Consider the following 11853-nt stretch of genomic DNA (forward strand, 5'->3'; position numbering starts at 1 on the left):
TGGAGCGGCCAGTATCCAGAATTGCGTGAAAACAAAGTGGTAAAGCATTTCCGCACTTCGAAGAAATCGGCAATGCTTCAAGGAGGAGATGCCATGCCGAGTTTCGATCCCTGTCGCATATTCCGAAAGCTCGCCTATAACAATGCTTTGGCGAACCACCGGCTTCTCGCCGCCTGCACAGCCCTCAAGCCGGGTGAATTCGAGGCGACACGCACAAGCTTTTTTCCGTCGATCAAATCGACGCTGAACCATATCCTCACAGTCGACTGGTTCTATGTCGATGGTCTCGAAGGTGGCACGCTCGGCCTTCGCGCCTTCGACATCGAAGAACCTTTTGACGATCTCCGATCACTCTCCGCGGAGCAGGCGAAAGTTGACCAGCGCCTCGTTACCGTCTGCGAAACGCTGACGCCGGAAAAACTCGTCTCGACTATAGAGCTTCAGCGCGACGGTCGCGTCCAGCGTGAGCGTAGGGAGGACGTGCTGAGCCATCTCTTCCAGCATCAGACGCACCATCGAGGACAGGTGCATGCCATGCTGTCTGGCAGCAGCGTTGCGCCACCGCAGCTCGATGAATTTATCGTTGATGACGATGCGAGGTTCCGGGGCGGCGAGATCGCTGCCCTCGGATGGAGCGAAGAGCGGCTGATGCGTTAGCTCTTGAGCCGCTCCTTCAGGCCATCGATGATCGTCTTGGTCAGAAGATCGTAATTCTCATCGAAGTGATGATCGCCCGGCAGTTCGATGACCTCACCGCCGACATCTTTGACGGCGGGGCAAGCGACATCGTCGTCATCATCTTTGCCATAGATGCACTGGACCAGCTTCGGATCGGAACCCTTGAGATCCTTGATAGGATCGCCGCCCGCACCCTCAGTCTTCTGACCGAGCCAGCCCATGACGGAAATGACGTAATCGACTTGGTGCGACAGCGACAGAAGCGAAATCTGCGCCACTGCCGCCTTCTCCGCCGGCTTCAAAAGCTGATAGGTGGCGGGCACGATATCCGCGCCGAACGAATAGCCGATCAGCAGGACGCGCTTGACCTTCCACTGCTTGCGATAGAAGTCGATGATGCGCGAAAGATCATCGGCCGTTTCCTGCGGCTTTCGCTCCGTCCAGAAATAGCGCAGCGAGTCGATACCGACGACGGGAATGCCCTCTTTCTGGAGCATGCCCCCCACTTCCTTGTCGATATCACGCCAGCCGCCATCGCCGGAATAGATCACCGCCATCGTGTCGAGGTTCGGCTTGGTGTCGAGAACGGCAAGCGGCAGACCCAGCGGATTGTCGAAAGCGCCCGAAGCCGTCACCAGGTCGTCGAGCGTGTCGGCAAATACCGTCTGCGCATCATCGTCGGATTCGCGGATGTCGATGGCATCATGCGTCTTCTTGAGATCTTCGACATGAGCGCGACCATCCTTGTCGGCCTTCGGCGTGAAGGTGGCAATGATCGGGTCCGGAAGCGCACCGTCGGTGAGCCCATAGATGCTGCGGTCTCCGACCACCTGCTTTGCGGCCGGCGTGCAGAGTTCCTTGGCCAGCGGAATACCCGCGCGCGGATCGACTGCAAAGGTCTGTCCAATCGTCGCATCTGGCGTCTGCGCAGCGATAGCGAGCGCCAGTGCGCCGCCTTCGCCGATGCCGGCAACGATCGGCAGGTGATAGGGACTGTTACCGGCGGCGCGCTGCACCTGCTGGCTGAGCGATTCAATATCGGAGACCGTATAGATACAGCCGTCATTCAGGCTGACGTCATAGCGGTTCAACGCTTCCAAATAGGAGGGAAAATCGATGCCGACGACGACAGAGCCTTGCGAAACCAAGCGGTCGGCCTCAGTCTTTTCATTGTCGCCCCAGCCGGCCGCATCGGAAATCAGAAAGACGGCGCCCTTCACCTCGCCCTGAGGCAGGAAGATATGCGGCGAAGGGATAAGGCCGGTCTCGAAGCTCTGAGTGGTTTCGTCGGCAGCATAAGACGGCATGGCCGCAAGCATGCTGATGCATGCAGCAAACAGGTACTTTTTCATCATTTTCTCACTACCCCTTTCAATCCGCCCCCGATCAGAAACGTCGCATCCATCAATGCGATCATCGGATTGCCCCCTCCGGAGACCGCAAGATAGCGCGGTTGCCAGTGCGGATGAAACTTGGATTTGAAGGCGCGAAGCCCCTTGAAGTTGTAGAAGCGCTCGCCGTGTTCGAAGATCGTACCGCCGATACGGTCCCAGACGGGCGCCACCTCGCGTTTCGACATGCCTGAAAGGGGAGCCATGCCGAGGTTGAAATGCTTAAAGCCTTGGCCGCGCAGATACTCCATAATCTGCACGAACAGGAAGTCCATGGAACCCTTCGGCGCATCAGGCGAGAAACGCATCAGGTCGATCGTCCCCTCCTCCTTTGCCGAAGTGACGAGGATATTGGCAAAGGCAACGATCCGGCCGTCCTTCTTGAGAACGCCGACCGGCTGCGACATCACGTAGTCAGGATCGAATGCGCCAAGTGAGAAGCCCTTTTCCTTCGCATTGTGATGCTCAAGCCACGCGTTGGAAACGGCCGAGAGGTCGTCGATGATTGCCGGAATACCGGCAGGTTCGACAACGGAGAACTCCAGACCGTCGCGTTGGGCGCGGCTCGCAGTTTGGCGCAGGTTCGCCCATTTGCCCCCCTTCATCTCGAAAGTGCGAAGATCGACCACCGCCAATTCACCGAGCTTGAAAGCGCGCAGGCCGGCATCGGCGCAATGAGAAAGCAGCGCCGGCGAGATTTGGTAGAAGACGGCGCGGCAGCCCGCAGCGCGGGCCGCTTCCACGAAGCGCCAGACCAGTTCCGGCACAGCATGATGGCTACCCACCGGATCGAACAGCGCGATCCATGAACGGCCCTGCCGGCCATACATGATGAAAGCGTCGCCCTTTTCTGAAAACATGATGGACTTGTCGCCCATGCGCACGAGGTTGGCGTCCGCACTGTCCTGTTTCTCGACGATTTCCACGGCGCGGCGCACCGCCTCCGCATCGGCCGGCTCCGGCTTGAAAGTTGCCGGCCGCAACAGGCTGAAAATGGCGATAGCAGAGGAAATGATCGTAATGCCGAGCACAGCACGCAGACCGCGTGGCGCCTCGGCCGCAAATTCGAACTGCCACCAGAGTTCGTTGCTGTATTCCACGTCGCGGTAGACGAAGAGCAGAATGACGACTGCGCCGACAACGATCACGGCGATCGCAGTCAGCCAGGACGCCGTCATGGCCTGGTTGAGAAGCGAGGCATGGCGAGTAAAGAGCCGACGGCTCACGAACAGGCCGAAGACCAGAAAGGCCAGGAAGCCTGCCTCGACAAGAGCGATCGCCTTCAGCAGCGAAAGTGTCAGGGCAGCAACGGCGGAAAATACTGCTACCCACCACGCGCCATCAAGCCGCTGGCCAAGGCCCCGCGCCGCTACGACAAGTGCAAGCCCGAGCAGGCTGGAAAGGAAATGTGCACTTTCTACAATTGGCAACGGCAGATAATTGGAGAGAAATTCCAGGTTCTGATCGGGCGTCGGCGTCACGCTCGAAAAGATCAGCATGACGCCGAGAAGCAGCGCCAGCGCCGAAAGAAGCTGCGGCATCAGCCGCCCGCCGATACGCCGCACGCTGGAGGCAGCCGGATGATCCACGAAGCGGCGAAGTTCGGTTGCCGACACCGCGAGTATTGCGATCAGCAGCGGCAAAACGTGATAGATCAGGCGATAAAGAACCAGTGAGCCGAGAACGGCATCGATGTTCACCGCGCTGCCGAGCGACGCGATGATGACGGTCTCGAAAACGCCGAGGCCCGCCGGCACATGGCTGAGCACGCCAAGCCCGACGGCAATCGCGTAAACGGCCAGAAACACCGGCCAGCCGATCGCCGTTTGAGGCAAGAGCACGTAGAGCACGGAGGCGGAAGCCGCGATATCGAACGCGGTCACCAGGAACTGACGCGACCAGGTGCGCGAATCCGGCAGGCGGAGAGTAACCGACCCAATTTCGATAACCTGGCCCTCGCGGCCGAGTACCATGAGAGAGCCGAGAACCGCCAGAATGGCAGCCGCGATAAGACGAAGCCACAGACTGCTGACGCCGATCAGCGGCGCGATTTCATTGGCGATGACTAGGAGCGCGATTGCCGCCACGGCCGCCAGCCCGAGGCCGAAGGAAAGTGTGACGAAAGCTACGATGCGGCCAATATCTTCAGGCGAAATCCCAAGGCGCGTGTAGGCGCGGTAACGGATCGCCCCGCCCGACAGCGCCCCGAAACCGGCTGTATTGCCGACCGCATAGGCACTGAAGGCCGTGAGCGCGACATGCGGGAAGGGCAGACGCTTGCCGATATAGTCGATGGCATTGATATCGTAGAAGACGAGCGCCAGAAAGCTCAGGGCCGTGAAGAACAGGGCGAGCAGGATCGAACTTAGCCGCGTTTCCGCCAGCGCCTCCACCACGTCGTCGTAGCGGACCTCATTCGTCAACTGCATGATCGCGTAGCCGACGAGGCAGAAAATGAGAAGCGTGGCGAGAGCCGTCAGCTGTGTGCGATAGCGTCGGAAAAGTGCGCCTGGCGAAAAGCCTTCTTCCGTCTCTGAATTCTCTTCCAACTTGTCGTGACCCGACATTTCGTACCTGTCGCAATTGCCAGCGTGGCGGGAATCTCTTTCGAAAGACGTAACATAAGCAACATGCAAGCTCTATGAACCCTGTTGCGATTATCTATACCCGCGCACTTGCCGCCTCCTTCATACTCAATTGGGGCAAATTTGCGCAGCACGCAGGCCTGAATGCATTGCATTTTCGTAAGCCTGTCCTCGCCGCCGATAGATATTTGGAAAGATCAGGCCGCCGGTTCACCCCCGGCATGGGCCTGTGCTGCGTAACGCGCTGCAGCGGCACTCGCATCGATCTCACGTTCGCCGGAAACCTGCACCGTCGGCACCGCGAACTGGATGCCATTTTCCTTGAAGGCATTGCGGATCATCGCCAGCGCGTTGCGGCGGATGACGAACTGCTCGCCGGGCTTCGTCATCATCGACAGCCGGATCTCGATGGCGAATTCACCGAACTGTTCCACGCCTTTCATCTTCAGCGTTTCGATGATGTGCGGCCCCCACTCCGGGTTATCGAGCAGCTGCTGGCCAATCTGCTTGATAATCTTCTTCGTCTTCACGAGATCGGTGTCGTAGGTCACGTTCAGGCTGATCTTGTCGATCGTCCAGTCCCGGTTGAGATTCTTGACTGCCCCAAGTTCACCGAAGGGCACCGTCGTCAGTGGCCCGCGATGATGGCGAAGCTTTACGGAACGCAGGCTAAAGGCCTCGACCACGCCCTTGTGGCTGCCGCTTTCGATATACTCGCCGACCCGGAAGGCGTCGTCCCAAAGGTAGAACATGCCACTGATGACGTCTTTGACGATGGTCTGCGCGCCGAAACCGACGGCGACGCCAACGACACCGGCGCCGGCAATCAGCGGTCCGATTTCGATACCGAGGCCCGAAAGCACCATCAGGACGGCGATCACGACAATGACGACTGCAAGGATGTTGCGGAAGATCGGCAGCAGCGTCTGCAGACGGGCGCGTTTGACCTTCTCTTCGTCATTGATCGTGCCATCGACGGGAGAATCAAGCAGTTTGCCGTCGATATAGGCCTTGACCAGATGCCAGAGCAGATCGGCCGCGAGCAGGATGACGATACCGCCAATGATACCGCGGGCCACCCGATCGATCATCGTTTCGTTCGACATCATCATCGTGGCCGTTTCAACGCCGAGCATACGACCGAGCCAGATGGCTGCAAAGGCGATAATCAAAGCCCTGACGCCGCGATCGAGCAACACGGTCGCGATGCGGCGTTTGGCGAGAAAACCTGCTTCAGCCTGGTGGAAGGATTTGACTGCGAGCGTCGAGACGGCAAGCACCCTTGGCAGCAGCAGCAGATAGATGCAGACCCATAGAAGCCAGTCGAAGCTCAATACCCAGATGCCCCAGAGCAGCATGAAATAAAGAGTCAGCAGCCAGGTAACGGCATGGCTGCGCCGCGTCTCATTGCCCGGCCGGGACCAGACCGCCTCCGTGGCAATCAGGAAAAGGCCAATGCCAAGTACATAACCGATCAGATATCGCGCGGCCATGGAATAGCCGAGCGGCTCCATTGATTGGAGAATAACCCAGCCGAAAACAAAATAGATGACAAACAGCGTGCAGCGGCGGAACCAGAATTGTGCGACGGCCGGATCGACAGCAACAGTCTCACCCTCCCCGCGTGGCAGCGTAACGAGATCGACGATGACTCCGCCAATAGAAACGGCGAAACGCTGGGCAACGACAGCAATGGCAATTGCGATCGCGATATTCAGGCTAACCGGCGGCCAACTGAAGCTGATTAACGCGAGGCCCGTTGCGAGGCCGAAGACAATGGCAGGAATGACCCGCGCGGCAAGCCGCGTGCCGGTCATCTGCGCTGCCCGCTCCCGCCTTTCACGTACCGCCCTCCGCACCAGGATTTCGACGATGAAGCCGGTGACGAGAATGGCGAGAAATTGCCCGGCCATCCGGAGCGGACCAGCCGCACTCAATTCTCCGAGGAATAGCGATGAAGCACGTGCGACCTCGGAGGGCAGCGTCATCGCCGCACCGGAAACCATCGCAATATGCTGGCGCGCGTGCTGCAGGCGGCCGGACAATATCGACATTTCCTGGTCGTTACCGGCGGAAGCTGCAGGCGCCGCCATCTGCGTCGCCATCCATTGCTTGACCTCGGGCGTCTGCATCAGTTCCATCATCTGCCGCACCTGGGCAGGCGGCGGCGCAACCTCGGAGGAACCTGCCGGTATCGTCTGTGCATAAACGGCACTGAAAAGAGAGAGCAGCATCAGGATGCCACAGATGCCGATCGCAGAAATTCGCCCCATACCCGCCTCCGGTTTTGCACGTCAGGCATTTATGCAAGCGCCGCTGCGGAAAAGCCAGACGAACTAACGATCTAGCTGATTGCCGGCCAAAAGAACGCCGCCGAACATTGCAAGCCGGCGGCTGATATAAAAACGAATGAGCTTCGCTTACTTGTGTGGCTTTTCGACATGACCGCCGAAGCCGGCACGCATGGCCGAAAGCACCTTATTGGCAAACTCATCCTGGTCGCGCGAGGAGAAGCGGCCGTGCAGTGCGGCGCTCAGCACCGGGGTCGGCACGCTTTCGTCGATGGCAGCCATGATCGTCCAGCGGCCCTCGCCGGAATCCGAGACGCGACCCGCATATTTCGCAAGGGCCGGATCCTTGTGCAGGGCATCGGCCGTCAGGTCGAGCAACCAAGAAGTGATGACGCTGCCGCGGCGCCAGACTTCGGCAATTTCCGGCAGGTTGAAATCGTACTGATAATATTCCGGGTGCGCGAGTGGCGCAGTCTCCGCATCCGCCTCATGCGTCAGGGCGCCAACATTGGCGTGCTTCAGGATGTTGAGGCCTTCTGCATAGGCGGCCATCAGACCGTATTCGATGCCGTTATGAACCATTTTGACGAAGTGGCCGGCACCATGTGGGCCGCAATGCAGGAAGCCCTGCTCGGCGGTGCTGAGAGCCGCAGCCTCCGGCGTGCGGTTCGGCGAGGCTTCCGCGGTGCCGTTGCCCGGCGCCAGCGTTGCGAAGATCGGCGACAGATGCTGCACGATACCCTTCTCGCCGCCGATCATCAGGCAATAGCCACGTTCGAGGCCGAAGACGCCGCCGCTGGTGCCGACATCTACATAGTGAATGCCCTTGGTGATAAGCTCCGCGCCACGGCGGATATCGTCATGATAATAGGAGTTGCCGCCGTCGATCAGGATATCGCCGTCATGCAGCAGCGGAACGATCGACGCGATGACCTTGTCGGTGATGGCGGCCGGCAGCATCAGCCAGACGGCGCGCGGACGAGCGAGCTTCGAAACGAATTCTTCGAGCGAAGCGCTGCCATCAGCTCCGAGGCCGACGAGCTCGGCGACACTTTCCGGCCGGGCGTCATAAACCACGCATTCGTGGCCGCCCCGCATCAAGCGCTGGACCATGTAATTGCCCATACGGCCCAAACCAACCATGCCAAGCTGCATCTGAAATCTCCTGGGATTTAATCGATATGATTCCGGAAACTAGCACCGGCATTGAGACAGGCAAGCGAAGTCTCTGTCACAAAGGCGAATGCATCTATTGCATCTGGCGCAGGCGGTACCTTTCGCCCTTGGCAATTTGTCGTCTTTGGAATGCAAATCCAACCCTTCCAAAAGATATAGCCGCCTCACCGGCGGCTATATCTTTTGCGTGATCGACGTTGGCTCAGCGCCATCGGCCGCTCCGGATCAGGGTATCGATGCTCAACCTTCCTGCGCTTTGGCCTGCTCGCCGCGCATCTCGCTGAGGAACATGCCTTCGCGCAGATTGATGCCGTATTCGACAAAGGCCTTCATGCAGCAGAACATCTGCGTCCAGCCTTCGAGATTCTGATAGGTTCCGCGCCGCCCCGGTTCGTCCTCACGCCAGCCGTCTTCGGCGATGGTCACCATGGTGCCACCATCATCAAGTGGTTTGAAATTCATCTCCACAAGGGTCTTGTAAGGCTTCTTCTCTTCGTCCGTGGCCCCATCCCAGCGCAGCACGATCTTGCGGTCGGGTACGAGTTCGACCACCTCGACCGGTACATCCTTCCACCAGGTCACCGTCGTGCCCTGCACCAGCGGCGCACTCGCTCCGCCTATCGTAGTGAAGTAGCTCGACAGCTTCTTTGGATTGACGACTGCATCAAAAACATCAGCCACCGGCCGGCCGATGCGGCCCGAGACGCGAATATTGAGGGACATGCGACTTCCTCCTCTTCTCCGTTGTATCTCCCGCGATTATGTTATAAAAATATAACATGTCAAGCGAATCGGATGACGATCCCATTTTCAAGGCGCTCGCGCATCGCCGCCGTCGCGATATTCTCGACCTTCTGAAAGAAGAGCCGCGCACCACAGGCGCGCTCTGCGATGCATTTCCGGAGATGGACCGCTGCACGGTCATGCAGCACCTGAAGGTGCTCGAAGACGCCGATCTGGTGATAGCCAGAAAGGAAGGAAGGGAGCGCTGGAATCATCTGAACAGCCTGCCGATCAAGCAGATCCACGACCGCTGGATCAGCGCCTATGCCGGCCACGCACTCTCTATTCTGGACCGGCTGAAGAGTGATCTCGAAGGCCCGTCGCAATAGCTTGCTGTGGTGAGCACCTCGCCCTTATGATCAGGGGCGAGGAAACAGCCATGACGATTTCAGGATCAACGATCCGGCGCATGCGCCGGCTGCGTAACATGAGGCAGGAGCATCTGGCGGAACTGCTCGCCGTCACCAGGCAGCCGTTTGGGCCTGCACAATGGCGCACCGAACGACAAGAACAACCTGCCGGAAAAATCGGAAGCCATGGGTCTCGCCAGCGTTCTCGATCCGAATCTGCCCGACGACTATTTCCTCTTCATCGCCAACGACAACGACTTTCTCACCCAGGATCGCTTCTAGGTTGGCGCGGCTTACAAAGGTGACGGCGGCGCCGATGTCGATACCATGTTCCAAGTCTATCAGGTTACCCTGCCGGGCCTGAAGAAGTAAGCCGCATCGGCGGGAACAGACGCTCCGCCCGCCGATCTTCCCCACTCGAAGACATCATTACGGGCGCCGAAGCGTCCGTCTCCTCAAGCTGCCTTATCCCAGACCGGCGCCAACCCTTCCGGACTGACGATGCGGCCATCCGCCTTGACGAGTGCGTGGATCGCCGCCATTTCCTCCGTCGTTAGCGCAAAATCGAAGATCGCCGCATTCTCCTCGGCCCGCGCTTCCGAGACAGTTTTGGAAAGCACGATCACGTCCTGCTGCGCGATCCAGCGCAAGACGATCTGCGCGATCGATTTGCCGTGCTTGGCGGCAAGTTCCTGCAGCACTGCATCTTTGAACACCTTACCGTCGGCCATGGCGTAATAGGCAGTGACCGACATATTGAGCTCTCTTGCCGTGCGAAGGACCGGCGTCTGGTCGATATAGGGATGATATTCGACCTGGTTCGTGACGATGGGTAGGCTGCTGAACCTGACGGCCTTCCGCATCAAATCAGTGTTGAAGTTTGAGACACCGATATGGCGCACCTTCCCCGCCTTTGCCACCTCGTTCAGCGCGCCGATCTGCTCGGCAAGCGGCACGGTTTCGTTTGGCCAGTGGAGCAGCAACAGATCGACATGGTCCGTTTTCAGCTTCTTCAGGCTCTCATCGATCGAGGCGAGAAAGGCATCGCGCCGGTAGTTCTCGACCCAAACCTTGGTCGTCAGGAAGAGATCGCCGCGGGCAACACCCGAGCGGCGGATGCCTTCGCCGACGTCGGCTTCGTTGCCATAGATCTGCGCCGTGTCGATATGGCGATAGCCGTTGGCAAGCACATGCGAGACCATGCGTTCGGCATCCGGTCCCGGCATGCGGAACGTGCCGAAGCCAAGGGCGGGGATGGAGGCGCCATTGGCGCTGACGAATTTCATGCTTCTTTCCTTTCGGCTGGGAGAGATCAAGCTGCGCGGCCAGCAACAGCCGCGGCTGGAGCGGAGCGGCGGTCAAGCGCACCGCTCCGGATGGTGAGACCAAGGGCCACCGTGACGAGCGCTGCCGCGACGAAGGGCGTCGCGCCGAGCCCAAATCGGGACTCGACCACCAGGCCGCCGATCCAGGCGCCCATGGCGATACCGAGGTTGAAGGCGGCAATGTTCAGCGCCGAGGCAACATCGACGGCATTCGGCCGCAGCTGGCGCGCCAATTGCACGACATAGAGCTGCAGACCCGGTACGTTGGCGAAGGACAGGAATCCGAGAATGGCGAGCGTCGGGATGGTCAACCAGGGCGAAACCGCCGTGAAGCCGAAGAGCACCAGCACCAACGCCTGGGCGATGAACAGGAAGGTCAGTGCCTTGACCGGATCGCGGTTCGAGATACGCCCGCCGACCACATTGCCGACAGCGATCGCCACGCCATAGAGCATCAGGATCAGGCCGACGGCTGAGGAGGCAAAGCCGGTGATCTCTTCGAGGATCGGTGCGAGGAAGGTGAAGGCAACGAAAGTGCCGCCATAACCGAGCGCTGTCATCGCATAGACGAGCAGAAGCCGGCCTGTGGCGAGTAGGCGGATCTGTTCGCCAATGCTGGCAGGCGGAGCCTTCTTGAAGTTTGATGGCAGCAGCAAGGCAATGCCTGCGAAGGCGACGACACCGAGGCCGGCGACGACGGCAAAGGTGGTGCGCCAACCGAAGGTCTGGCCGATGAAGGTGCCGAGCGGAACGCCGGTCACGATGGCAACCGTCAGGCCCATGAACATCATGGCAATCGCCGATGCGCGGCGGTTTTCCGGCACCAGATCGGCAGCGATCGTCGAGCCGACCGAGAAGAAAACACCATGCGCGAAAGCCGAGACAACACGCGCGATCAGCAGCACCTCATATCCGGGGCTGAGCGCAGCGATAATATGGCCCACGATGAAGAGAGCCATCAGCCCGAGCAAAAGCGGCTTACGCTCGATCCGCCCGGTCAATGCCGTCAGGATCGGCGCGCCGAAGGTGACACCCAGCGCATAGACGCTGACGATGAGGCCGGCGAGCGGCAAAGTGATGTGGAGATCATTGGCAACAGTCGGCAAGAGGCCAACGATGACGAATTCCGTCGTCCCGATCGCATAAGCCGCGATCGTCAGTGCAAAGAGTGCGAGAGGCATGAGAATGACCCGATGGAATTGCGGTTCTTGTTCGAACCGGAATATGGGCGTGGCGCACTTGCTCGATAACAGCCTATAATGGCTCAACAGTTG

9 protein-coding genes and 1 pseudogene are annotated in these 11853 nt (G+C 59.4%); 3 read left to right on the top strand and 7 right to left on the bottom strand.

Annotation, left to right across the window (positions count from 1 at the left end):
- Window positions 1-93 precede the first annotated feature (93 nt).
- Window positions 94-657 (top strand): DinB family protein, encoded by a 564-nt coding sequence (locus EV281_RS24840; RefSeq protein ID WP_132656936.1) that lies wholly within the window; start codon window positions 94-96, stop codon window positions 655-657.
- Here EV281_RS24840 and EV281_RS24845 read toward each other — a convergent pair.
- The 5 genes from EV281_RS24845 to EV281_RS24865 all read right to left on the bottom strand — a co-directional run bounded on the left by EV281_RS24845 (window position 654) and on the right by EV281_RS24865 (window position 8844).
- A complete protein-coding gene (locus tag EV281_RS24845) occupies window positions 654-2033 on the bottom strand; it encodes an AcvB/VirJ family lysyl-phosphatidylglycerol hydrolase (RefSeq protein WP_132656937.1) in 1380 nt (459 codons plus the stop codon). The genes EV281_RS24840 and EV281_RS24845 overlap by 4 nt on opposite strands.
- Window positions 2030-4636 (bottom strand): bifunctional lysylphosphatidylglycerol flippase/synthetase MprF, encoded by a 2607-nt coding sequence (mprF, locus tag EV281_RS24850; protein WP_132656938.1) that lies wholly within the window; start codon window positions 4634-4636, stop codon window positions 2030-2032. Before mprF ends, EV281_RS24845 begins: the two co-directional genes overlap by 4 nt.
- Window positions 4637-4851: 215 nt before the next feature.
- Window positions 4852-6927 carry a mechanosensitive ion channel family protein gene (locus EV281_RS24855; protein ID WP_132656939.1) on the bottom strand — a complete coding sequence of 692 codons (2076 nt, stop codon included), beginning with the start codon at window positions 6925-6927 and terminating at the stop codon, window positions 4852-4854.
- A gap of 147 nt (window positions 6928-7074) precedes the next feature.
- Window positions 7075-8100 (bottom strand): phosphogluconate dehydrogenase (NAD(+)-dependent, decarboxylating), encoded by a 1026-nt coding sequence (gene gnd, locus EV281_RS24860; protein ID WP_132656940.1) that lies wholly within the window; start codon window positions 8098-8100, stop codon window positions 7075-7077.
- A 261-nt stretch (window positions 8101-8361) separates the two neighbouring features.
- Complete coding sequence (locus EV281_RS24865) at window positions 8362-8844, bottom strand: SRPBCC domain-containing protein (RefSeq protein WP_132656941.1); 483 nt, start codon at window positions 8842-8844, stop codon at window positions 8362-8364.
- 56 nt (window positions 8845-8900) lie between these two features.
- Here EV281_RS24865 and EV281_RS24870 point away from each other — a divergent pair, with 56 nt between their 5' ends.
- Window positions 8901-9233 (top strand): metalloregulator ArsR/SmtB family transcription factor, encoded by a 333-nt coding sequence (locus EV281_RS24870; protein ID WP_132656942.1) that lies wholly within the window; start codon window positions 8901-8903, stop codon window positions 9231-9233.
- Window positions 9234-9374: 141 nt separating this feature from the next.
- Window positions 9375-9626 (top strand): annotated as a pseudogene (locus EV281_RS24880) (hypothetical protein); the annotation flags it as partial.
- Window positions 9627-9709: 83 nt separating this feature from the next.
- Here the strand turns inward: EV281_RS24880 and EV281_RS24885 are convergent.
- Together EV281_RS24885 and EV281_RS24890 are read right to left on the bottom strand one after the other, a co-directional pair.
- Entirely contained in the window at window positions 9710-10540 is an 831-nt protein-coding gene (locus tag EV281_RS24885) for an aldo/keto reductase (protein ID WP_132656943.1), read from the bottom strand.
- 26 nt (window positions 10541-10566) lie between these two features.
- A complete protein-coding gene (locus EV281_RS24890; RefSeq protein WP_132656944.1) occupies window positions 10567-11760 on the bottom strand; it encodes an MFS transporter in 1194 nt (397 codons plus the stop codon).
- Between the last annotated feature and the right edge of the window lie 93 nt (window positions 11761-11853).

It is taken from the genome of Rhizobium sp. BK418, from assembly GCF_004341105.1.
Lineage (GTDB): Bacteria > Pseudomonadota > Alphaproteobacteria > Rhizobiales > Rhizobiaceae > Rhizobium.